At 37.9% G+C, this 24,402-nt stretch carries 24 protein-coding genes and 1 riboswitch; of the genes, 2 read left to right on the forward strand and 22 right to left on the reverse strand.

The genetic code is table 11. The annotated features are described in order from the left end of the window. Together CRO15_RS13240 and CRO15_RS13245 are read right to left on the reverse strand one after the other, a co-directional pair. Complete coding sequence (locus CRO15_RS13240) at positions 1-1,143, reverse strand: pyridoxal phosphate-dependent aminotransferase (RefSeq protein WP_097046329.1); 1,143 nt, start codon at positions 1,141-1,143, stop codon at positions 1-3. Then, positions 1,140-1,970 carry a prephenate dehydratase gene (locus tag CRO15_RS13245; RefSeq protein WP_097046330.1) on the reverse strand — a complete coding sequence of 277 codons (831 nt, stop codon included), beginning with the start codon at positions 1,968-1,970 and terminating at the stop codon, positions 1,140-1,142. The genes CRO15_RS13240 and CRO15_RS13245 overlap by 4 nt, the downstream gene beginning before the upstream one ends. Positions 1,971-2,351: 381 nt before the next feature. Between CRO15_RS13245 and gldA the strand changes: the two genes are divergently transcribed. Further along, entirely contained in the window at positions 2,352-3,245 is an 894-nt protein-coding gene (gene gldA, locus CRO15_RS13250; protein WP_097046331.1) for a gliding motility-associated ABC transporter ATP-binding subunit GldA, read from the forward strand. Between the two features lie 2 nt (positions 3,246-3,247). Here gldA and CRO15_RS13255 read toward each other — a convergent pair whose 3' ends face one another. Further along, complete coding sequence (locus CRO15_RS13255) at positions 3,248-5,560, reverse strand: outer membrane beta-barrel family protein (RefSeq protein WP_207763890.1); 2,313 nt, start codon at positions 5,558-5,560, stop codon at positions 3,248-3,250. An 86-nt stretch (positions 5,561-5,646) separates the two neighbouring features. After that, positions 5,647-6,624 carry a response regulator transcription factor gene (locus CRO15_RS20020; protein ID WP_097046333.1) on the reverse strand — a complete coding sequence of 326 codons (978 nt, stop codon included), beginning with the start codon at positions 6,622-6,624 and terminating at the stop codon, positions 5,647-5,649. A gap of 123 nt (positions 6,625-6,747) precedes the next feature. Between CRO15_RS20020 and CRO15_RS13265 the strand changes: the two genes are divergently transcribed. Further along, positions 6,748-8,178: a pyridoxal phosphate-dependent decarboxylase family protein gene (locus tag CRO15_RS13265; RefSeq protein WP_097046334.1), complete on the forward strand. Its 1,431-nt coding sequence runs from the start codon at positions 6,748-6,750 to the stop codon at positions 8,176-8,178. 11 nt (positions 8,179-8,189) lie between these two features. On the opposite strand, the gene CRO15_RS13270 is transcribed toward CRO15_RS13265, so the two are convergent. The 18 genes from CRO15_RS13270 to CRO15_RS13355 all read right to left on the reverse strand — a co-directional run bounded on the left by CRO15_RS13270 (position 8,190) and on the right by CRO15_RS13355 (position 24,377). Further along, positions 8,190-8,591 (reverse strand): group III truncated hemoglobin, encoded by a 402-nt coding sequence (locus CRO15_RS13270; protein WP_097046335.1) that lies wholly within the window; start codon positions 8,589-8,591, stop codon positions 8,190-8,192. 1 nt (position 8,592) lies between these two features. Beyond that, on the reverse strand, positions 8,593-8,874 hold the full coding sequence (locus CRO15_RS13275) for a hypothetical protein (RefSeq protein ID WP_097046336.1): 282 nt from the start codon (positions 8,872-8,874) through the stop codon (positions 8,593-8,595). A gap of 97 nt (positions 8,875-8,971) precedes the next feature. Then, on the reverse strand, positions 8,972-9,568 hold the full coding sequence (locus CRO15_RS13280) for a Crp/Fnr family transcriptional regulator (protein ID WP_097046337.1): 597 nt from the start codon (positions 9,566-9,568) through the stop codon (positions 8,972-8,974). Further along, the gene (locus CRO15_RS13285; protein WP_097046338.1) at positions 9,565-10,173 is read right to left on the reverse strand and encodes a MarR family winged helix-turn-helix transcriptional regulator; all 609 of its coding nucleotides are present in this window, start codon (positions 10,171-10,173) and stop codon (positions 9,565-9,567) included. Before CRO15_RS13285 ends, CRO15_RS13280 begins: the two co-directional genes overlap by 4 nt. Before the next feature lie 55 nt (positions 10,174-10,228). Next, positions 10,229-10,492, reverse strand: coding sequence for a DUF2024 family protein (locus tag CRO15_RS13290; protein WP_097046339.1), 264 nt, complete (start codon positions 10,490-10,492; stop codon positions 10,229-10,231). After that, a complete protein-coding gene (locus CRO15_RS13295; RefSeq protein ID WP_243396968.1) occupies positions 10,492-11,214 on the reverse strand; it encodes a hypothetical protein in 723 nt (240 codons plus the stop codon). The genes CRO15_RS13290 and CRO15_RS13295 overlap by 1 nt, the downstream gene beginning before the upstream one ends. A gap of 47 nt (positions 11,215-11,261) precedes the next feature. Continuing rightward, positions 11,262-11,495: a thioredoxin family protein gene (locus CRO15_RS13300; protein WP_097046340.1), complete on the reverse strand. Its 234-nt coding sequence runs from the start codon at positions 11,493-11,495 to the stop codon at positions 11,262-11,264. Between the two features lie 53 nt (positions 11,496-11,548). Further along, positions 11,549-12,631, reverse strand: a complete 1,083-nt coding sequence (locus tag CRO15_RS13305; protein ID WP_097046341.1) for a serine hydrolase domain-containing protein — start codon at positions 12,629-12,631, stop codon at positions 11,549-11,551. A gap of 72 nt (positions 12,632-12,703) precedes the next feature. Next, positions 12,704-13,456, reverse strand: a complete 753-nt coding sequence (locus tag CRO15_RS13310) for a head GIN domain-containing protein (RefSeq protein WP_097046342.1) — start codon at positions 13,454-13,456, stop codon at positions 12,704-12,706. Further along, on the reverse strand, positions 13,453-14,553 hold the full coding sequence (locus tag CRO15_RS13315; RefSeq protein WP_097046343.1) for an acyloxyacyl hydrolase: 1,101 nt from the start codon (positions 14,551-14,553) through the stop codon (positions 13,453-13,455). Before CRO15_RS13315 ends, CRO15_RS13310 begins: the two co-directional genes overlap by 4 nt. Before the next feature lie 110 nt (positions 14,554-14,663). After that, entirely contained in the window at positions 14,664-15,617 is a 954-nt protein-coding gene (metF, locus tag CRO15_RS13320) for a methylenetetrahydrofolate reductase [NAD(P)H] (protein ID WP_097046344.1), read from the reverse strand. A gap of 1 nt (position 15,618) precedes the next feature. After that, positions 15,619-15,861, reverse strand: a complete 243-nt coding sequence (locus CRO15_RS13325; RefSeq protein WP_097046345.1) for a hypothetical protein — start codon at positions 15,859-15,861, stop codon at positions 15,619-15,621. After that, the gene (gene metH / locus CRO15_RS13330; RefSeq protein ID WP_097046346.1) at positions 15,858-18,614 is read right to left on the reverse strand and encodes a methionine synthase; all 2,757 of its coding nucleotides are present in this window, start codon (positions 18,612-18,614) and stop codon (positions 15,858-15,860) included. The genes CRO15_RS13325 and metH overlap by 4 nt, the downstream gene beginning before the upstream one ends. A gap of 18 nt (positions 18,615-18,632) precedes the next feature. After that, a complete protein-coding gene (locus tag CRO15_RS13335) occupies positions 18,633-19,091 on the reverse strand; it encodes a hypothetical protein (RefSeq protein ID WP_097046347.1) in 459 nt (152 codons plus the stop codon). Further along, positions 19,088-20,092: a homocysteine S-methyltransferase family protein gene (locus CRO15_RS13340; RefSeq protein WP_097046629.1), complete on the reverse strand. Its 1,005-nt coding sequence runs from the start codon at positions 20,090-20,092 to the stop codon at positions 19,088-19,090. The genes CRO15_RS13335 and CRO15_RS13340 overlap by 4 nt, the downstream gene beginning before the upstream one ends. A 73-nt stretch (positions 20,093-20,165) precedes the next feature. After that, positions 20,166-20,280, reverse strand: a riboswitch (SAM riboswitch). 141 nt (positions 20,281-20,421) lie between these two features. Next, the gene (locus CRO15_RS13345) at positions 20,422-21,483 is read right to left on the reverse strand and encodes an NAD(P)/FAD-dependent oxidoreductase (RefSeq protein WP_097046348.1); all 1,062 of its coding nucleotides are present in this window, start codon (positions 21,481-21,483) and stop codon (positions 20,422-20,424) included. 34 nt (positions 21,484-21,517) lie between these two features. Then, positions 21,518-22,294 carry a uroporphyrinogen-III C-methyltransferase gene (cobA, locus tag CRO15_RS13350; protein ID WP_097046349.1) on the reverse strand — a complete coding sequence of 259 codons (777 nt, stop codon included), beginning with the start codon at positions 22,292-22,294 and terminating at the stop codon, positions 21,518-21,520. Beyond that, positions 22,287-24,377: a HEPN domain-containing protein gene (locus CRO15_RS13355; RefSeq protein WP_097046350.1), complete on the reverse strand. Its 2,091-nt coding sequence runs from the start codon at positions 24,375-24,377 to the stop codon at positions 22,287-22,289. The genes cobA and CRO15_RS13355 overlap by 8 nt, the downstream gene beginning before the upstream one ends. Positions 24,378-24,402: the final 25 nt, after the last annotated feature.

The following is a 24,402-nucleotide window of genomic DNA, read 5'->3' on the forward strand; positions in this document are numbered from 1 at the left end:
TTAAAATCTTTCTATTGCTTCCATTATTTTTTCCTCTTTAACACAAAGTGAAAATCGAATGTATCCTTCACCCATGCTTCCAAAAATAGTTCCAGGGGCAATGAAAATATCTTTATCGTACAATACTTGATCAATAAATTCTTCAGACGAAACCGATCCTTTTGGAAGTTTACACCAAACAAACATGCCCACTGCGTTTTTATCATAGTCACAACCCAATTTTTCAACCAATTGAAAAATGAGTTCTCTTCTTTTGGTATAAATCTTATCGAGTTCTTCAAACCATTCAGGGCCACTTTGCAAGGCAGCTATCGCTCCTTTTTGGATTCCGTAGAACATACCAGAATCCATATTGCTCTTTACTTTGAGTACTGCATTGATATGCTCTGAGCTTCCTAATATCATCCCCACTCTCCAACCTGCCATATTGAAGGTTTTGCTCAAGCTATTCAGTTCCAGTGCGCATTTTTTGGCTCCTTCAATAGATAAAATACTTATAGGATTATTAGAGAGAACAAAGCTGTACGGATTGTCGTTCACCAGTAAAATTTCATTTTCATAGGCAAAGTCCACCAAAGACTTTAATTGTTCTTTACTCGCCGTTGCTCCTGTGGGCATGTGGGGATAACTTACCCACATTAATTTTGTTTTGGACAAATCTTGTTTGGCAAGTGCCTCCAAATCTGGAAACCATCCATTATCAGCCTTTAAATCATAGGTTTTAGGTGCAGCTCCCACCAATTTGGTCACCGATGCATAGGTTGGGTAACCCGGATTTGGCAATAGTACTTCATCACCTTCATTTAAAAAGGCCATACTAATGTGCATAATACCTTCTTTGGATCCCATTAAAGGCAAGATTTCATTAGATGCATCCATAGCTACGGCAAACTTTTTCTTGTAAAAGCTTGCAATGGCATCCCTAAGCTCCGGAAGACCTTGGTAACTTTGATATTGATGTGCACCCATATCGGTTATGGAATCCTTTAATGTCTCCAATACTTTTGGTGATGGTGCCAAATCTGGGCTGCCTATTCCCATATTAATAATAGGTTTTCCATCATTCATCAAACCTCTAACTTCTCGTAATTTTCTAGAGAAATAGTACTCCTGAACCGTATTTAATCGCTCAGCTGTAATCATGGCAATAACGCGTTTTTATATTCGCCCAAGACCCTAAAATCTTCAGACATAATTTCCAATAGTGATTTTGCTTTGGCAAATTGATTGTATGTATCAAAAGTGACGTCCACAAAAAATGCATATTTCCATGGGGTCTCTATTACAGGTAAAGACTGGATTTTAGTCAAGTTCATATTACAATCGCTCATTACATTCAATACAGTTGCCAAACTTCCACGCTTATGATCAGTTATAAATCGTAACGACGCTTTATTAATTTCCTCCTCCGGTAAAACCTTGTTCTGCCTCTTAAGGATGATAAAACGCGTAGCGTTGTTCTTAATTGTCTGTATTTCAGGAGCAATAATATCCAAATCATACAAATTTGCAGCAACTTTTGGAGCAATTGCAGCAATATTGGTCAATTGACCTTCTTTGATACGTTTAGCGGTCTCTGCGGTATCCACACTTTCCACTAATTTGATATCTGGATATTGTCTAAAAAACTCCTTGCACTGCAACAAGGCCATTGGGTGCGAATGCACCTCTTTAATATCTTTAATGGTTGTTCCCTTGAGCACCATCAAATTGTGATGGATGCTCAAATAATGCTCTCCAATAATATGAATATTATTATGGTAGACCAGATTATAGTTTGGAATTATAGATCCTGCAATTGAATTCTCAATGGCCATCACTCCTTTATCTGCCGAACCAGCAGATATATGGTCTATCATGGCATCAAACGACAGGCATTCTACCAAATTTATATCATCCCCAAAAAAGTCTTTTGCAACTTGGTGGTGGTTAGATCCTTTTATTCCCTGTATGGCTATTTTTAAACTCATGGCAAAAAAAAATCCCGATTTACATCGGGACTTTATATCTTTTTTATACTTAATGTATATCTAGAACAGTCCCGTACTTCCTTTAAAAAAGAAGTAGAAATAAAAGCTGTTCCAGAAATACGTCTTTGTCATTTCACTAAAATATGGAGCTAAGATAGATATTCAATTGAGAAACAAAAGCCAAACCTCTTTTTTTTATGAATTTTCTCAAAAACCCCATATTTATTGAATATTACTTTAAATAATCCTTCATTTTTTAAGGATATATAATATTTTAAGATTCCTGATTTCTCTAAACAAGACAAGCATTGTATTAAATATGAAGCAGCCCATATTTATCTAGAAATCTAAAACCGTATTTTTGAATTCAAATACACTTGAATGTCCATTACAGTTCAGAACATTACCAAGACTTTTGGAAAACAAAAAGCGTTGAACAAGGTTTCATTTTCCGTTCAAAGGGGGGAGATTGTTGGTTTTTTAGGACCCAACGGTGCTGGAAAATCAACCATGATGAGAGTTTTGACCACTTACTATAAGGCGGACTCCGGCGAAGCAAAAGTCAATGGGTTTGATGTTCTAACCTCTGAAAGAGAGGTTCAGAAGAGCATTGGGTATTTACCTGAACATAATCCGCTGTATTTGGAAATGTATGTAAGAGAGTATTTAACCCTTAATGCCAACGTGTATAAAGTTCCAAAGACTAAAATAGCAGAGGTTATTGAAGAAACAGGGCTGACAGCTGAGGCCCACAAGAAAATTGGGCAGTTATCCAAAGGATACCGTCAACGTGTTGGATTGGCGGCGGCTTTATTGCACGACCCACAGGTATTGATTTTGGATGAACCCACAACGGGCCTTGACCCCAACCAACTTGTGGAAATCAGAAAACTGATTCGAAAGATCGGGAAAGAAAAGACCATTTTACTTTCTACCCATATTATGAAAGAAGTAGAAGCTGTTTGCGATCGTGTCATTATAATTAATAAAGGAGAATTGGTGGCGGATAAAAAATTGGAAGAGCTCCGCGAGGTAAACGAACAGATAATTGAGGTAGAATTTGATTATCGTGTTGAAGAAGTTCTGCTAAAGAATCTTCCCCATGTCTCGCGAGTAAACAACCTTGGCGGTTTTGTTTACGAGCTTACTTTTTCCACAGTTGAGGACATGCGCCCTGCTGTTTTTGATTTTGCCCATGACAACAAGCTAAAAACGCTTCAGCTAAGTAGAAAGAATAAAAACTTAGAAAGTTTGTTCACGGAGTTGACAAGCTGATCTTATCTGATTCTCTTTAAATTTTCATCTACATCCTTGTTTTTGAACCGAACTCCTTTGACATTTCCCAAAACGTACTTAATTGAAAATGCAATCTCTTTGGCATCTGCAAAATAGACCCCTTCAGCTTCTACTCCATTTATGGCATAGCTTTCCTCAAAATTCATTCCTCTGGTTATATCGTTCAACCGTAATGCGCAATTGAATCTCTTGAAGAATGTTTTTGTAATTGAAGTGTCAAGAACCACCATACTGTTTCGCTTAAAAATACCTTCTTGCCTTTTACTAAGTAACCATCCACCAAAAGAAATCATCATATCCTTGCCAATTCTGAACTGTTGATTTGAATATGCATAGATATATGGATTGGTTTCGCCTAGGGTCGCCATTTTATCCTCTATCTTATTATAATTAAGGGTAATAGTATTTGTGGAAGTCCATTTTTTATATGAAAAAGGAAGGGTAATTCCAACGTTGAATCCAGATTCGTTGTTCAGGTTGACCGGGGATAAGATTGCTTTATCCATAATTTCATCATACCGAATGGTAAAATACATTGGGTTAGCATTTCTAAAATAAGAGGCATTGATGGATTTGCCTTTCCATTGAAAATTTGCGGTAAGCTCATTTGTCAAAGTAGGTAAAAGATTCACATTACTACTTCCTTCTAAATACGGGTTTATATAAGCACTAATGGAACTTGTTCTGCTAAAATTTGGACGGGAAATACTTCTAGCATAATTCACGGATAGTGTTTTTGTACTATCCAACTTAAAATTTAGGTTCAACCTTGGAAAAGCATAAGTATTTTTTCTATTCACCAAATGATAGTCTCCGTTTTCAATATCGCTCTTCACTTGGTTATACTCAATTCTTACCCCCCCATTATAGTTCAACCATTTTTTTAAAGTTCCGGATAAACTTGTGTATCCGGAATACAACCGCTCTTTATAATCAAAATCTATGACATTTTCTTCTGACCTGGATATCTCTTGTATTTTGGTAAAAGCATCTGCCCATGCCTCGTTCCAGTTTGTTCCAAATTCCCATTTTAGTTTATCCGAAACATTGTATTCCAAATCTAATCTTAAAGCCAATGAGCCTATTTGATAAGTTTGATTCCTTTCCTGATCCAAATTAAATCCAATCCCGTTAAAATTATTAGAAATATCAGTATCCAACGTTTGTTTAAAGGAAGAGTATTGAAAGCCAGTAAAAAGATTCAGCTTGGTCGCTATTTGTTTGCTATAATTAAAATTACCGCTGAAATAGTCTTTTGTCTGATTATTGGCTGTTTCTGTTAAAATAGTGTCTTCTCTTTCTCTGTTTTTAAAAAAAGTTTCCGTTTCTATAGGTGATGCATCCGTTTGTAACCTAAAGGTTGTATTAATTGACAAATAACCATCCTTTTTCAAGGGGTGGAAAAAACCCAATCCCCAATTTATTTGTTTACGATTGTTCAGCGGTATCAACACCAAATAGTCTAAAAAAACATCTTCCTTCGGAATACTAAATGCAAAAGTGTTGCTTTCCCAATGCCCCAAATCATTGTAGGCAAGATTACTTTGAAGACTCCATTTCCCATTTGAGTAATTGCCATTTGCGTTGAGATAATTATTGAAATTTCGTCGAAAAGATGCAGTTTCATTAATATTCACTTTCGCGTTTTCAACCAAGTTTCTTTTTCTTGTAACCAAGATAACCGCCCTGCCATCAGCCTCGTATTTAGAGGAAGGGTTATTAATCAATTCAATAGTATCTATGTTATCCACTGATAATGAAGCAAATTCCTCCAGATTTATTCGTTGTCCCCCTAAATAAATCAAAGGATTGCCTTTGCCAATAATGGTAATAGATTCCCTGTTAGCTGCTATTTGCACATTGGGAAGTTTTGACAACACATTCAAAGGGTCTGGTATTGAAGAAAAAATTGGGTTTTGAACATCGACCTTCAGATTTCCATTTTTGAACGTAATTGGGTTTTTGGATACGGTAATTTCGACCTCTTCAAGCGCTGTGACATCTTCTTTTAAAATAATCTGTAGCGCAACACCACTTTTGGCAAGCAACAGTTCTTTTCCATAATCCCCATAACCAAGAGCGGAAATCTTTATATAATAATTCCCTTCTTCAACATAATCAAATGCAAAACTACCATTGATCAATTGGGTATATTTCATCAAATTCTTCTGTTTAGCATCATAGACCAATACATCTCCAATGGCAATGTTATTGCCATTTTCATCTACCACTTTACCAGATACTACATTTGGGGTTTGAGCGAATGAAAAAGAGATTATCAAACAATGACTCATCAAAAAACATAAATAATTCAAAACCATTAAATTTTGAAACAAAGTAATTGTTGAATTATGTCTTGATAAAAAATAAAGGGTCTGAATTAGGTACTAGTACCCGTACCCTTCTTCAGTAATTCCTTTCTACTAGCAATATTTAGTTTGCTATAAATGTTGGTGATATGGGTTTTCACCGTACTAAGGCTAATAAAAAGTTCATTGGCGATCTCTTTGTTACTTTTTCCTTGTAATATAAGAACCTTAACATTTTGTTCTTGCTTACTTAGTTTAGGGTCAGGTACATGCCCCTTTTTAAATTTAATAACAAAAACACCGGAAAGTATAACAACTAAAATGAGGAATGCATTAAGCCATTTACTTTTCTGTAGCTCTTTTTCTAATGTAACTTGTGTTAAATAAGCCGTTCTTTTCTCCAAAAACCAATATTCAGATGCATCAATGCCACTTTCTTTTAGTGCTTCCAATAAATCAAGATAATAGGATGGGTTCTCCGAAATATCCTTATCCAACAATTGTTTGCTTTCCAGTTGTTTTATTCCAATAAGCTTTACCATCAAAATCTGGAGCGAGTCTTTCACAAAACCTTTTCTAGGGTTTATCCTTTCATCCTGTACTAAATATTGACTTACCAAACTTGACTCAAATGCTTTCAATTTTTGCCATTCTATATCTCCTTTGTTGGTCGTGGAATAATTTCCAAATATTGATTTACCCTTCTTGAATTGAATCTTATCCTTCCCGGATAGCATGAATGTTACATTTTTGGTCACAGTATCGTTCACAATTTTTCTTATCCGCTCAACATGCAACCGGTAAATCTTGTTGCTATCAGAAAGATGCTTTTTATCAAACTTAAAGAAACCGTTCTTTTGAATATCTGTTATGGCAATAGGTATTGCACTTTTGTTATTGTCCAAACCAGATAATGGAACCTGACTTAAATATATTTTAGTTTTCCATGTCTTCGAATCATCAAAATTCACAAAGCCCGAAACCGCATCCTGTGCCGAGAGCTGAAGACCTAAAAAGATAACAACGAAAAATAAAAATAGTTTGTGCATCACTAAAACTTGCTGAATAAATTTAAGGCATTTGTTTTTAGAAACAATTTGATTTTACGCCAAATATCATGTTATCAAAATTACCAAATAGGTATTTTTGCAGCTTAGGTCTAAACCAAGTCCATGAAAAAGAACAATTCCAAGCTAGAATTGAACAAGGAAGAGATGAAAAACTATGGTTATCAGGTTATTGATGCCATTGTTGATCATTTTCACAGTCAAAACAGAAAACTGCCCGTGGCCATGGGATCTCGAGAAGAAATGGATTCCCTCTTTTTGGAAGAAGCCCCGGAAGAAGGGATGAATTCAAAAAAAGTATTGGATTTTGTGCTTGAAAAGGTGATGACCAATAGCACCAATATGTCTCATCCCAAATCTTATTCCTTTGTGCCAGGTCCTAGCAACTATGTAAGTGTAATGGCCGATACACTAGCCACAGGATACAACATTTTCTCTGGCGGATGGGCAGCTTCACCCGCAGCGGCAGAACTGGAAATTATTACCATTCAATGGTTGCTCAAAATTTTCGGGTTTCCACAGAAAAAAGGTGGAGGAATTTTTACCAGTGGAGGTTCAATGGCCAATTTAACAGCTATTACAACTGCCCGAAAGGTTAAATGTGGTGAAGATTTTTCTAAAGCGGTAATCTATCTTTCAGACCAGGCACATTCTTCCAATATAAAAGCAATTCAGGTTTTAGGATTCAAAAAAGAACAGATTCGAATCATTCCCACGGATATTGAATTCAAATTTGCCATCAATAAACTTAAAAACTGTATTGCCAAAGACCGCTTGGAAGGACTTCTTCCATTTTGTTTGATCGCCACCTCAGGGACAACAAATACGGGGACGGTAGATCAGTTACCAGAATTGGCCAAAATTTGCAAAAAGGAAGATATCTGGTTCCATATTGACGGAGCTTACGGAGCAGCAGCCATTCTATCCCGCAAAGGAAAACAATTGATGAAGGGCATTGAAAAAGCTGATTCCCTTACCGTAGATCCACATAAATGGTTTTTTCAACCTTATGAAATGGGGTGTCTTTTGGTGAGAAACCACAAACATTTAAGTCACACTTTCACCGAAAAACCTGAATATTTACGTGACATTGAAGGAAACACCTCTGAAATCAATTTTTATGACCATGGTATTCAATTAACCAGAAGGTTTAGGGCACTTAAGTTTTATATGTCGATTAAAACATTCGGTCTTCAGGAGTTCAGAAATGCAATTACCTATAATATTGATTTAGCGGAAGAAGTGGAAACCCTCTTAAGAGCAAGTAAAAATTGGGAAGTGGTTTTTCCTGCCACGCTGGCTGTCATTAATTTTAGATACAATCCCATTGGGAAAAAGTATTCCCAGAAGAAACTGGATGAAATCAATCAACATATTTCAGAAAAGGTGGTTTCCTCCAGAAAAGCGCTTTTGGTCACAACATTGTTGCACAAGCAGGTAGTCTTACGAATGTGCCTCATCAATCCAAGGACCACTTTTGATGATGTTAAAGAAACCTTGACACTTTGCGAGGACTTTGCCAAGGGTTTTAACTAGTAGACCCTCGTTTATTTCGCTGATAGACGTTTACGGTTTTCAAAAATGGTCATGAACATTCGTACGCTAATGTTTCGTGCCCGTTGTTTGGCTTTTTCAGCATTCTCTCCAATAAAGTTGGTGTCAATAGTATCAATCCAATGACGCAGCCAAATTCCAAAGTGATAATTGGTTATGGTCTGATCCATTTTTTCATCCACTTCAGCGTGCACCATTAGTGGATTACCTTTATATTTTTGAACAAAGAACAGATTGGTTTCCCAGAAATTGGTCAATTTTTCAATGTGCTCAGGCCAATCCTCAATAGTTTCATTAAAAAAATGACCTATTTCAACATCTCTCCTGACTTTTTCATAAAATTTGGTCACCAAAAAATTTACATCTTCCCTAGTTTCTATATTTTTTCTCTGCATACTATAGCAAATTTAGGACTAATACTATAGTACTGAGCAAAATACTACCAATAAACAAGTTAAAAACCACTTTTGGCTTTTGCTGTGATAAAACAGCTGCATTGAATCCCATACAAGCTATAGTGACCAAAAACAATTGAAACATTTGAAGTGGAGAGACGCCGCCTATAAGAATATACAAAGCTGCAACTGACCCTAAACAGCTTTGGGCAATAATAAAAATTGCTGCATAACCGCTCATATTCTTTTCAAATTCGGATAATCCTTTGTGATAGAGTTCCATAATACCTGATATTTGTCATATTATGGGTCAAAGCTACTTGTGATAAGGTGTTATTGTTTATGACCTAAATCATAAGAACAAGTTTTCGTTTTACTTGCTATCTCAGAATTTTATGGGATTTAAGTTGAACTACCCCCTTCTTTTCCAAAGATTTGATGGTCCTAATTACGGTTTCAACGCGCAAACCTGTAAGGTCTGCCATTTGTTGTCTAGATAGCTCCACCAAATACTCTTCTTCTTCTGGAATTTTATGGATGTGGGTTTTGAAGTAATCTATCAACTTTAGTAATCTATGTTCTGGACTCTCTGTTGAAATCTCGGCAACCATTGTGGCCTTATAGTGCAACCGTCCGGCCAAGACTTTGGTCAATTTCAAATGTGTTTCTGGATTTTCCCTGAGCAGTTTGAAAAAGCTTTCTTTTTCCAATCTCCAAACCGAGCTTTCTTCAACGGCCTCAGCTTGGGCAGGGTATTTTAATTCAGCAAATAAAGGAGGTTCTCCAAAACTTGAGCCAGGTGGAAATATCCCTTGGATAAACTCCTTACCATCTTCATTGAAATTGTTCATTTTGATTTTTCCTGTGCTTACCTGAAAAAAATATCTGGCATTGACACCAACATTAAAAAGAACTTCCTTTTTTTTGAGGTGAACTTCTACGGCCCTATATTTTTTTAGTAATTCCTCAGAAATCATATCCGCTCTTCAAATTCCACACAATCCAATCGAATATCTGAATGCTTTAGCTGCTTTTCCAATAAATGACAATAATGATTATTGACTGTTCCTTGATAGAATTTGCAACCAAAACAGGTGCGTTGAACTGTCAACACACCAATTTGGTTCAACTGATAAATCAACTTGCTCAAGGTTTTGAACAGATTTTCTTTTTCCGCGTTATCTACCAACTCCAATTGTTCTGTAAGCGGATTTGTAAAATGTTCTGTTTCACTAACAACATTTTTACCAGCTCCGGAAAGTAGAATGGTATAACTTCTATTATCAGCAGAAGAATGGTCTTTTATGACAAGATCTTTTTTGATCAAAACACGTATGGCATCGCTGATTGTGGGTTTGGTGACATTGAATTCTTGGGCCAAAAAACTTACATTGTTGAACTCACTTTTGTGATATGCAACAAAAATCAAAATTTGAATCTGGATAGGACTCAACCCCAATTGCTTTGCCTTTTCCCATAGAAGTACCTTAAAAGCCTGCGAAATACGTTCCAATCCAGTAACTATTTTGCTGGAAAGGTCAATTTGCTGTCGCCCTGGATCAAATACACTTTTTCTTTTCATAATAAACCATGCCTGCCGAGGCTCTCGGCAGGCAAAGTTAGTTATCCTAATTAAATTAGGAACAATTTTCCATTTCAATGATGTGGTATCCTTCCGTTTCAATATTGTTCACAATATCCGGTGGAGCAGATTCCATATGACAAAATCTACATTCATTACTGGACAGTTTTCCTGATTGAAAAGGTTTGGATTCCAAATATTCCCTCCCATATCCAAAAATAACATCGGTATCCGTTAAGGATGATGGAACTAAAATATCAAAATGCATCACTTTACCATCTTTCCTAGGTACATGGGTATCCCAAACTGAAACTTTCATTATTTTACAGTATAGGGTAAGGATAAGTTACCGCTGGCAACGCTAAAAACTTCATAAACTCCCAACATTGGCAAATCGTCCATACTAGTATTCACCTTCATAAAAGCAGCAACACCATCATAGTTAAAATCGGTTTTGTTGTTGATTCGATAGTTGGCCACCACAACTTTAATGATATTGTTTTTGGCCATTACCGGATATCCTGGCGAATCCATATACATGGGCATACCAGGATTAGTTGGTGGTAAAACAACTGTTTCATCTGCTTTTTTAAACTGTTTTACCGAAAGTCCTCCGGCTACTCGCTCGTCTTGTGTCAACACTACCCAATGAGGATGCCATATAATTCCGTCATTATCAAAAACAGAATCATTGTTCTCGTCCCAAAGTGGGGTATCGTCAAAATCGGGATGGGAAGTTAACGCCAATGCCACAATACCTTCAGTAGCACTAAAGCCAACATCAGTCGGTTTCAGATTAGTTGGAAAAACATAGCCCAAAACGGGAGCTCCATCCAATTGTCCAACAGCCGTTGGAACCGTAGCCCCGGCCTTGCCGTTTACCGCAATTTCCCACACGGTAACTCCCAAATCTGCCTCATGGGTAACTTGCACAGCTTTTATTTGGAAGTCAGCATTATTGTACTGACTTTTTTGGGCACAAGAAATTAGCAACCCACTGGCATACAACACACCCAACATAAAAAGGTTTCTTTTTTGCATTTTTGATTTTTTTTAATTAGGATTCCTAACTTTTAAGTGTAAAAAAATTAATTCTTCAAGTCCTCAATGGATGCGCCATAGTTAATATGCAGTACATTTCCATTAGGAGTAACCAAGGCAGGAACCGACTTAATTCCCAAACTTTCTGCCTCTTGTACCTTCTCTTTGTTGATACCCACATGAACAACATTTACATTTTCTGCCCCTACTAAACTCAAAAGGTCTTGTTCTGCACTAACACATACCGGGCATCCGGCATGATAAAAAACTGATTTACTCATTTGTCTATTTTTTTTGTTTTTGCATTATTGCCCTGCAAATATAGTAAGGATTCCTAATTAAATAAAATATTTATTAAATCAAGTTCTGTTTGAATTTTGGGATCGGTACAATTCATCAAAATAGAAACCACTACTTTTTGTTCAGGATACACAAAAAAATTGGAGTACGCGCCCACGCTATTGCCCACATGACCTACAAACTTCCTTCCATATGCGTCTTGGCTTATCTGAAAGCCCAAACCATAATAAGTAGGTTCTCCATTCACCTTTTGAGAGGTAAAAACTTCCTGAAGAATTTCAGCTTTAACCAACTCTTGGTTCAGTAATGCCCTTCCCAATTTAGCAATATCATTACTAGTAGATAAGTAGCCCCCCCCAGCCATTTTATACTGATTGTTTACAGCTACAGCTCTTTTGAAGCCAGTGATAGTTTTGGTGTAGAATTCTGCTTTTTCTCCCTTGTTGCTTTCCTTGTGGTCTCCATTTTGCCCAACTACATAAGGTGGAAAAGTACTCTCCATACCCAAAGGGTCCAAGATTTTTTCTTTTACATATTGGTCAAACGGAATCCCACTAGCCTCTTGCATAGCCAACGAAAGCAGCACAAAATCAAAACTATTGTACAGATATCCTTTTCCAGGCTCAAAAACAAGTGGGTCTTCTTTAAATATTTCAATGCTTTCCTTGATTGACATTGAACGGTTCAACGCAAATTCCTTACCCCTATATCCGCGAATTCCTGCTATATGCCCAGCCAATTGTCGTATGGTGAAGTCGTGTTCCTTTTTAGGGTAGTAGGGCACATATGTATAAAAAGAAGTATCCAATTCCAATATCCCTTCTTCCACCATTTTCCCCAGTGCAATCCCGGTTATGCATTTTGAAATACTTGCAATTCTAAATTTAGTGTTTTGAGGGTCCACCAAAATCTTCTCTTCAAGATTGGAATAGCCATACCCCTTTTCAAGTACAACTTCACCATCTTTCAAAATGGTTACGGCAATCCCGGGAACTTTTGCCTCAACAACCAAGCTATGCAACATGGCATTAGCCTTTTGTATTTCCTGCAAACCTTCTAACGATTTTATCTGATTGGAAGTAAAAAAGCTCTTTAAAAGTGTAATGAGTGATTTCAAACGTTTGGATGATTTCCTTTATCGAATGTAATGAGAAATCTAAACTTAATTTAAGGGCGATTGTTTAAAAAATCAATCTTTGAAAATAAGTCGCCCGTTAAAAAGCTCCTCAACCTCAACCTCAGATGGCCGGTTGATACTGATAACATCTCCTGTACCTCTTATCACCCCAGAAATTCTTACTTGAGGATTTACAAATATATCATTGGATCCACGATGGTTAAGGCTCACATTTTGAGAGGTCAAGCCTTCCGCTTCTATTCTAGAGTCACCAGCAGCTATCCCAATATTGAAATTCGTTGTGGCACCTGATAGTTTAAAATAAGCAATCCCATTTACAGTTATTCCAATATTTTCAGAATTCACCATCAAATCAAAAGAGCCATCCGTAGTTTCAGTTTCTGGATTGTTGAAGCTTTCAGAAATCAATCGAAGGTTAGGGTAATTTAAAATCCCATCACTTGAAATCAACAATCCAGTACTGCTTCTGATTTCTGTAATATTGGGCGAAGTAACATAAATTGTGGTCAGGCCATAATTTCGAATAAAATTACATCCATTTTCATTTTTCAATATGAGTCGATTATCTTTTACAGAAGCTGTCACCTCATTTTGTAGAAATTCTCCTGTTTCAATTTCCACTTGCTGCTCAACTCCTTCTTTAATGACCAAATTAATATTCTCAAAAACCGTAATAGTGTCAAAATCTGGAACTTCGACCACTTTCCTGACCAAATCGCCCGCGTTTTGAAAACAATCTGGAGTGTTCTCGCCATTACATGCAATTAAAAGCAAAGCTAAATATGTGGTTACAGTTTTCTTCATAAACGAACACCTATTCCAAATTCAACAGCCTCAGCTTTTGCTGCATGGGACTTTAAGGTTATGGCTCCAAAAATTTTATCTCCAAAGTAGCGTTTTAATCCAATTCGATTATACATCTTACCTTCAAAATCAAATGGATAATATACGTAATAGCCTAATTGGGCCACCACGCTCATCTTGTTCATAAACAACTCATGTCCAACAAACAATCCAACACGCTTAAAATCTGTATCAGGAGCTACATTAAGTTCTGGAAACGAAATTGATTGATATCGTATCAATTCCTTTAAAAAATTGGAAAAGAATACATCTGTCCCAAATTGAATTGCACTTGTTCTCCCCAATCGCTTATCGGCATAAGCAGAAAACATCCAAAAACCGTATTGTCCAGAATTGATGATATCACTCTCATTTACTCCCATTCTAAAGGCCAAATTATAACGAATGGGTTCTGTGATTTTTTCTTTGGTCTCGGGAACCATGAATTCATACGTTTTCTCTCTATCCAAATCATAAGTCAATCCGAAGTTAAAAGCCATAGTATTTGTAGAGGTATTAGGAGCCTTAAAATTAGCATTGGAATAATGCATCAGCGAAAGCCCAGCTTTTAGTCCCAATCCAGCAAAAATATTTTCTTTGTGATAGTTGATCATTACCAAAGTAGACGCCAACAAATGTGACCCAAAGGCATTGTTTCTAAAATTGTTATTCTTGTCATATGGATTGGTATTATAGGCAAGACCTTGAGCTACACGGAATTGTAGATTTCTCTTCAGGAAATAAAAATTGTAATGGGCATACAATCCATAATTTTCTCCTAAGGTAGCGTTGTTCATGTTTTGATAGACAAACGAGAATCCCGTATCTGGATAACCATAAATGGATTCCCATTCTTCATTTCCATATCTTTTTCGATTAAATCCCAAAATTACACCTCCAGGGTGGCCGGTTATCAAATGGGAAATATCTGTGTTATGTAGCAATACGGAGCCATAAAACTGGCTAGCATCCAGTACATACTTCTTTGGAGTTTCCTGCTTTTGGGAAAAGGCATAGAAACAGTACAAAAAAACACATAAATAAAGTAGGCGATTCATGAGGAGCTAAAATAGACATATTTGACAGAAGGGTAAAAGCTGCCAGGAAGTTCAGTGTTTTTATAAAAAATTTAATCTAAGCCGTCTGTCACTCTATGTCAAAAATTCTACTAAAAAACTTTCTTGGCAATTGCCTTAATATTGTCTGATTTTCCCATTGAATAATAATGCAATACTGGTACACCCGCCTCTTTAAGTTCTTTGGATTGTTCAATGCACCACTCTACCCCTACTTGCCTTACTTCTTTATTGTTTTTACAAGACTCAACTGCATCAATCAAATCTTCCGGGATATCTACCCTGAACACTTGAGGCAATAATTGCAAGTGCCTTTTTACCGCAATAGGTTTGATTCCCGGGATTATGGGAACATTAATTCCCATTTTACGAGCTTCATCAACAAACTTGAAGAATTTTTTGTTGTCGAAGAACATCTGGGTCACCACGTAATCTGCTCCCAAGTCCACTTTTTGTTTCAATCTTTTTAAATCAGATTTTAAAGAAGGAGCCTCCATATGTTTCTCTGGATAGCCGGCCACACCCACACAAAAATTGGCGCAATTGTCTGTTTCAATTACTTCATGAAGGTAGTTTCCTTTATTTAAATCATTTATTTGCTCTACCAAATCGGATGCAAATCGATGGCCTCCATTGGTAGGTGCAAAGTATTTTTCTTCTTTCATGGCGTCGCCCCGTAAAGCCATCACATTGTCAATTCCCAAATAATGGCAATCTACAAGCAAGTATTCTGTTTCTTCTTTTGTAAACCCTCCGCACAATACATGGGGAACCGTATCTACATTGTACTTATGTGTAATGGAGGCACATATTCCAAGCGTTCCTGGACGCATTCGAGTGAGCTTTTTGTCAAAAAGTCCATCACGATCTATATATACATATTCTTCTCTGGATGTAGTAACATCAATAAACGGGGGTTTAAACTCCATCAACGGGTCAATGTTGTCATAGAGTTCCTGTATACTTTTTCCTTTTACTGGAGGTATAATCTCAAAACTGAAGAGTGTCTCTCCTTTTGCTTTTTCTATATGGTCGGTTACTTTCATCTTACTTTGCGGTCAAAAGATTTTTAACATACTGATAGCTCTCCTCATATTCCCAATACACCCATCGTCCATCCAGATAGTCTATCAAAATGTATTTTTCACTTAACGATTTAATCCTATCAATGGCCACCAGCTTTTTAGAAGGCTCATTACTTTTAAAATCTTCAAGTATTTCCTTATTGTTTTCATATCCATGGGAAACCGTGTAATTCCCCAGGGTCAACTCAATAAATCTCAAATTCATTCGTCTACTATGTTTGGAGCTAGCCATTTTTGTGCTTTCTCCAGTTCAATCTCTTTTCTTTTTGCAAAATCTTCAACTTGATCTTGCTTAATTTTTCCCAATCCAAAATATTTTGCACGTGGATGTCCAAAATAATACCCGCTAACGCTGGCCGCTGGCCACATGGCCAAACCTTCAGTTAGCTCCACTCCTATTTTCTCCTTTACACCCAACAATTCCCAAATGGTGAGTTTTTCTAAATGGTCAGGGCATGCAGGGTATCCGGGGGCAGGTCGGATTCCTTGATACTTTTCATCAATCAAATCATTATTGGACAAATTTTCACTGTTACCATAACCCCAATACTTCGTTCGGATTTGTTTATGAAGGTATTCGGCAAAGGCCTCTGCCAAACGATCTGCCAATGCTTTTACCATAATGGAAGAATAATCATCCAACTTTTTCTCATATTCCCGAGCCAATTCTTGAGTGCCGAATCCTGTGGTTACACAAAAACAACCCATATAATCCTGAATCCCTGAAGTTTTTGGAGCTATAAAGTCAGCCAGCGCAATATTTGGGACTCCAGCTCTTTTTTTCAATTGTTGACGAAGCGTTCTGAAAATAAAAACCTCATCTTCATCGTTCTTGACTGCACTCGAACTGACTTCATCTGTCGTTTCGGCTCCGCTCAACGACCCTTTATTATCATCTTTGGACCCTGAGCGAAATCGAAGCGCAATATCATCATCATTTTCTGAATTGGCAGGAAATAATCCAAAAATCGCTTTCGCTTTTAGCAGTTTTTTATCTAGGATTTCTTCCAACATTTTTTGGGCATCCTCAAAAAGTTCGGTTGCCTGTTTTCCCACAACTTCATCCTTAAGGATATTTGGATATTTTCCGTGTAGGTCCCAACTTCTAAAAAAAGGCGTCCAATCAATAAACTCTGTCAATTCATTCAAATCAAAATCTTCCCAAACCTGAATTCCAAGTTCGTTGGGTTTTTTGATATCATCAGAATCCCAATCTATTTGAAATTTATTATTTCGGGCCTCCGCCAGTGTCAAATACTCCTTTGCCTTGGTTCTATTCAGAAATTTATCCCTAAAACTTTCATAATCTAGCTTGATGGACTTTTTATAATTATCCGAAGTTTCTCTTTGCAATAAATCGCCAACAACGGTCACCGCGCGTGAAGCATCATTTACGTGTACCACAGCCTGACTGTATTGCGGGTCGATTTTCACTGCGGTATGCGCTTTGCTGGTAGTGGCACCGCCAATCAACAATGGTACTGTGAACTGTTGCCGTTCCATTTCTTTGGCCAAAAAGACCATTTCATCCAATGAAGGGGTGATCAAACCACTCAAACCGATAATATCAACCTGCTCTTCTTTGGCTTTGTTGATGATTTTTTCCGGAGGCACCATTACGCCCATATCCACAATCTCATAATTGTTACAAGCGAGCACTACACTAACAATATTTTTTCCAATATCATGGACATCTCCTTTAACCGTGGCCATCAATATTTTACCTGCTGCTGATGTACTCGCATCTTTAGATTCTTCAATATAAGGGGTAAGGTGGGCAACCGCTTTCTTCATCACTCGAGCAGATTTCACCACCTGGGGCAAAAACATTTTTCCACTCCCAAACAGGTCGCCTACCACATTCATCCCGGTCATCAGATTGCCTTCTATCACCTCCAACGGTCTGGATGCAGCCAATCTTGCCTCTTCTACATCTTCAACTATATACTGATCAATTCCCTTGACCAGGGCTCGTGTTATTCGGTTTTGTAGTGGTTCTTCTCGCCATGATAAATCAACCTTACTTTCCTTTGCCTTACCTACAACAGTTTCCGCAAATTCCAGTAATCTTTCTGTGGCATCATCTCTTCGGTTAAGAATGACATCTTCTACATGCTCCAAAAGATCCTTTGGAATATCATCATAAACTTCCAGCAAAGCTGGGTTCACAATACCCATGTTCATTCCCGCCTTAATTGCATGGAAAAGAAACACGGAATGCATGGCCTCTCTTACCGGATTGTTGCCCCTAAAAGAAAATGACACATTACTGACTCCACCACTAACACTACAATGAGGAAGGTTTTGCCTTACCCAACGAGTACCTTCAATAAAATCCAGTGCGTTAAGCTTGTGTTCATCCATTCCTGTGGCAACAGGAAAGATATTTAAGTCAAAAATGATATCTTCCGGTGCAAAATTCACCTCATCCACTAAAGTTCGGTACGATCTTTCGGCGATTTCAATACGTCTTTCATAAGTATCTGCCTGGCCAACCTCATCAAATGCCATCACAATGACTGCAGCACCATAACGTTTGATCAATTTGGCTTGATGGACGAACTGCTCTTTTCCTTCTTTTAGACTAATGGAGTTGACAACACACTTGCCTTGAACTACCTGTAGCCCAGCTTCAATGATTTCCCATTTGGAACTATCGATCATTATGGGAACTCTGGCAATATCAGGTTCAGCGACAATGAGATTTAAAAACCTTACCATGGCTTCCTTACCATCGATAAGCCCATCGTCCATATTAATATCTATGATCTGCGCTCCTCCTTCTACCTGATGTCTTGCAACATCCAAAGCTTCATCAAACTTTTCTTCCTTAATCAGGCGAAGAAACTTTTTAGATCCAGCCACATTGGTCCGCTCCCCTACATTGACAAAATTACTGTCTGGAGTAATTACCAAAGGCTCTAGGCCCGATAGCTTCAAATGTTTTGGTTTGGTCATTTTTGCCAATATCCTTACTTAATCGATTTTTATATACTTTTCTACAATATGCCTTTTGATACCTGCATCGGGCACATCTTCAATACCCGATTGTATCAAAGTATCTCCTTTGATTTCTATATGGAAGGGAAACTCATGCCCCCTTACCTCATCAACCGCTACATAATCCAATACCTCCGTATAGTTATTCTCTTCCAAGGTGTAGGTGCCTCCACCACCATAAAATCCTTCGCCGCCATTTTTGGGTTGGTTAAAAAAGGCAAAATGGTCTTCATTGATTATTTTAATGAAGTCCACTTCTGATAAATCTTTGATTTGCACAGAATCTTTTTCCCGTATTTCGCCATAGACCAACTTCCATGTACCTACAATCTTCTGGGTAGGTTTTTCCGTTTTTATATTTTGAGAACGAGCTCCTGTCTTATCCTTACAGGATAATCCAATTACTACCAATAAAATCAATATCCTATTTTTCATATAATGGGATGTGATAATTTTCTAGGTTGATATTTGGCCACCAAATCCGTTATGGCCTTAATATGTTCTGGAGTAGTTCCGCAGCATCCGCCCACGATATTGACCAATCCTTTTTCTACATATTCTTGTATTTGAGAAGCCATTTCTTCCGGAGTTTCATCGTATTCTCCAAAGGCATTGGGCAAGCCTGCATTTGGGTGGGCGGAAACGCCATAATCTGTTTTGGCCGATACCACTTCTAAATGAGGAACCAGTTGTTTTGCTCCCAAAGCACAATTAAATCCCACGGAAAGAATAGGTATATGGGAGATGGAAATTAAAAATGCTTCCGCAGTTTGCCCAGAAAGTGTTCTACCTGATGCATCTGTAATAGTACCGCTTACCATTATTGGCACCTCTATATTGCGCTCATCTTTTACCTCTTCAATGGCAAACAATGCAGCTTTCGCATTTAACGTATCAAAAATGGTTTCCACTAAAAGAATGTCGGAACCTCCATCCAAAAGTGCCTCTATCTGTAATTTATAAGCAATCCTCAATTCATCAAAGGAAACTCCTCTATAGCCCGGGTCGTTAACATCCGGGGACATACTGGCCGTTTTATTGGTAGGGCCTATACTTCCTGCTACAAATCGAGGTTTGTGAGGCTCTTTTTTGGTAAACTCATTTGCTACTTCTTTGGCTATTCTAGCAGATTCATAGTTGAGTTCATATACCAAATCTTCCATATAGTAATCTGCCATGGCGATGGTAGTCCCGGAAAAGGTATTGGTCTCCACAATATCTGCCCCTGCTTCAAAGTATTTTCTGTGTACTTCGGCAATAGCCTCAGGTTGAGTCAATGAAAGTAAATCATTGTTTCCCTTTAATGGGTGTTCCCAATCCTTAAAACGTTCTCCCCTAAAATCTTCCTCTTCAAACTTGTAGCGCTGTAACATGGTACCCATGGCTCCGTCCAACACCAAAATTCGTTCTTGCAATATTTCTTCAATTCCCTTCATAACGTAACTACCCTTAATTAGGGTTATAAATGGTATCAAGAAAAATGTAGGAAATACGTTGGAAATGTATCCTATGTTATCCTTCCCAAACCGAATCTCCGATTAAGGTAGAATTTAGCACCTTCTTTATAAGTAAAGGGTTGCTAAGGCTTCACAGGGTCCAATCCCTCCACCTTTCTTGATAACAACTTCAATTTTTAAATGAACTGGGGACAAAATAACCACACTTTATACTTAAAAGCAACTTATTGTCCCTTTTTTCTACGTTAAAACCTTCCAAAGTGAAAACCATGGAAGGTTTGACTAACTCAAAATAACCTAAACAAAACTTAGATTATACTTTGTACCACTTCTTTTTTGGCCTCTTTCTTGGAGCCGTCAAATCCTTCAACTCCTCCAACTGTGGTGTATTTCATTACAAATCGCTTATCTGGGTTTATAATTTGGTAGGCATATTGGCACATTACCGCCGCTTCATGAAACCCGGATAGGATTAGTTTTAATTTCCCTTCATAGGTATTTACATCGCCAATAGCAAAAACACCCGGTATATTGGTCTGATAATCCTTTGCGTTATTCACTTTAATGGCATTTTTTTGAATTTCCAAGCCCCAATTTCCAATTGGGCCTAGTTTTGGTGAAAGTCCAAAAAGAGGAATAAAGTGATCAGTTTCCACATAGGTTTGTCCCTTTGCCTCGTCATTGTGTTTAATTACCACAGCCTTCAACTCACTTTCGCCATGTACTTCTTTTACTTCTGCTTCCGTATATAATTGGATTTTCCCAAGTTTAGCCAATTCAGAAGCTTTTTCAACAGAATCCAGAGCGCCCCTAAATTCATTTCTTCTATGCACAAGGGCCACTTCTGAGGCAACATCAGCCAAAAATATGGCCCAATCTAGAGCTGAATCACCACCTCCAGCGATAACCACTTTTTTGTTTCGGTATACTTCAGGGTCCTTGATGATATAGGAAACTCCTTTATCTTCATAATCAGCAATATTGGGAATAATTGGTTTTCTGGGTTCAAATGAGCCCAATCCACCAGCTATTACCACCACAGGAGCATGATGTTTAGTTCCTTTGTTTGTAGTAACAATGAAAGAACCATCTTCTTGCTTGTCCAAAGTTTCGGCACGTTCACCTAAGGTGAACCCAGGCTCGAAAGGTTTAATCTGTTCCATTAACTTATCGACCAAATCCCCAGCCAAAATCTCTGGATAGGCTGGAATATCGTAAATCGGCTTCTTTGGATAAATCTCCGAACATTGACCTCCTGGTTGCGCAAGTGCATCAATCAAATGGGTTTTAAGTTTTAACAACCCCGCTTCAAAAACCGTAAATAAACCTGTTGGTCCCGCTCCAATTATTAATATATCTGTCTTGATCATAATCTTAATTTATAGTCTCAGCCTGTGCTGAGATTTATACTTTTTCAAACAATTTTATTCCCTCTTTTGTACGATTCTTTTGAATCTCCACTATTTTTTGTCGATGGTTAACAACTTCGCCAATCACAATAATGGCCGGATTTGACAATTGCTGCTCTTTAGCTTGATTTACAATTGTAGAAACAGTGCCAATCCCTATTTTTTCATCTTGCGTAGTACCATTTTGAATGATAGCCACGGGAAGATTAGATTTTCCTTCCTTTTTAAATAGTTCGGTAATCTCCGCCAACTTTGACATTCCCATTAAAATCACAACAGTGGCATTTGATTTAGCAGCCAAAGCAACATCCGTAGATAGTTTATGCTCCTTGGTAGTGCCAGTAATAACCCAAAAACTTTCTGTTGCGCCTCTTTTGGTTACCGGAATGTTTTGGGATGCAGGTACAGCAACCGATGAAGAAATTCCAGGAACAACCTCAACTTCCAAACCATTTTCAGCAGCAAATTCCATTTCTTCGGCTCCTCTTCCAAATACAAATGGATCTCCCCCTTTTAATCGAACCACATGTTTGTTCAAACTTGAGCGTTGCACAATTAAATCATTGATTTGATTTTGCTGATAAGCGTAGCATCCTTTGCGCTTGCCCACAAAAATATGCTCGGCATTTGGTGCATATTCCAATAGCTCAGTGTCGACAAGGGCATCATACAACACAACATCTGCACGTTGCAAAGCTTTGATTCCTTTCAAGGTAATCAAATCCACATCTCCGGGGCCTGCCCCTACCACTGTCAGTTTTCCGTTATGCATGCGCCAATTCCAATTTTCTATAAGCTTCCAATGTTTCCAAAACTTGTTTTGCATCTTCTACATAAGACTGTGCAAACTCTTGGGTAGGCTTATTTTTATTTAATTGAAGTGTTATATCCTCAAAACTTATTGCTAAATCTATTTTTCCAGTTTCAACATATAATTTGTCAAAATCTTTGATGATTGCTGAATGCGTATTTACCTTAACTTTTTCAGATGTTAAAAGTGCCTTGGCTGAGTTTACAATAGACTGATACGAATAGTAAATACTCGCCGCCCATTTTTCTTCTGCCAATGCTTCTTCTGCTTTTTCAATCTTTTCTTGACTTTCGAAAAACAAGGTCGCCACCAAATCCACGATCACACCGGCACATTCACCAATTCCAATCTCCTTCTTGTATTTCTCCTCAGTGCCCCAATCAATAAAGTCTTCTTGGGTAAGATTTTCAATATTGGAAAGTGGTTTTAGGAACTCATAGAAATATTGCTCACCTTTTTCCCAGTAGTAATCAGCAAAGGAAGCCCTATTCCCATTTGCATTAAAATCATCCAGAATCAATCTGAGGGCTTGGGGGCCTCTCTTACTTGGAATTTTAACTACTTTATCTGCGAATCTGGCTTTACCATTTCCAAAGTTTCCACCTCCCAATAACACCTGAAGTGCTGGAGCCACTAATTTATCTTTGGTGCGCACGGACATTCCCTGGAATCCGATATTTGCCATATTATGTTGTCCACAAGCATTCATACAGCCACTTATTTTGATGACCACATCGGGATTGCTGATGTACTGTGGATATTCAGCCTTGATCACCCGCTCCAATTCCTCAGCGATTCCTGTACTACTGGCAATACCCAAATTACAAGTATCAGTTCCAGGGCAAGCGGTAATATCCAAAGCTTTGTTATATCCAGCTTCTACAAATCCTAACTTTTTAAGTTCGGAATAGAAAAATGGAACTAATTCCTCTTTTACATAAGGAATCAGAATATTTTGGCGAAGCGATAAACGAATCTCGCCTGCAGCATATTCTTGAACCAATTTTGCCAATTCCCTAGCTTTATCCGTATAAAAATCGCCTAACAAGACCTTGATTCCGATAGCCACATAGCCTTTTTGCTTTTGCAGCACCAAATTGGTCGATTTCCATTGTTGGAACTCCTCATTTTCTTCAAGTTGAACAGAAGGAACTTCAACATTTGCAACTACAGGCTTTGGATAGCTTTCAAAATCTATGGGATAGGTTTGAATTGGAATGGCCAATTGTTCTTCTTCCAGTAATACTTTGAATCCTTCCAGGCCAATATCCTTCAACAAGAATTTCATACGAGCTTTTGCGCGACTCTTACGTTCTCCATATCTGTCAAATACACGGATAACACCTTCCATCAATGGAACAATTTTATCTGTTGGCAAGAAACTGTAGAGTTCATCGGCATGACGGGGTTGAGACCCCAATCCACCGGCTAACATTACTTTAAATCCTCTTTCGCCATTTTTGATTTTAGCGATAAAACCTAAATCGTGCATGTAGGAAAGACCGGTATCAGCATCACTTGAAGAAAATGAAACTTTGAACTTTCTTCCCATTTCCTGTCCAATCGGATTCCGAAGGAAATACTGAAAAACAGCGTGGGCGTATGGTGAAACGTCAAAAGGTTCATCAACATCAATTCCAGCAGTTTCACTTGCCGTTACATTACGAACTGTGTTTCCGCAGGCTTCACGAAGCGTTACATCGTCACGTTCCAGTTGAGCCCAAAGTTCTGGGGTACGATCAAGGTCCACATAGTGAATCTGGATATCTTGACGCGTGGTTATATGTAACCTTCCTCGAGAATATTCATCAGAAACATCACAAATGCGAAGTAATTGATTGGAAGTTACCTTACCATAGGGTAATTTGATACGCACCATCTGAACTCCTTGTTGACGTTGACCATAGACTCCACGGGCCAAACGTAGGCTCCTGAATTTTTCTTCGTCCAATTCGCCTCCATTAAATTGGCGGATCTTTCTTTCCAATTCAATGATGTCCTTTTCAACAATTGGGCTTTCTATTTCTGTTCTAAAGCTTCTCATTATTCTATTTTTCCTATCTGGTTAA

Origin of the sequence: Flagellimonas pacifica, from assembly GCF_900215465.1 — a bacterium.
GTDB classification, from domain to species: domain Bacteria; phylum Bacteroidota; class Bacteroidia; order Flavobacteriales; family Flavobacteriaceae; genus Flagellimonas; species Flagellimonas pacifica.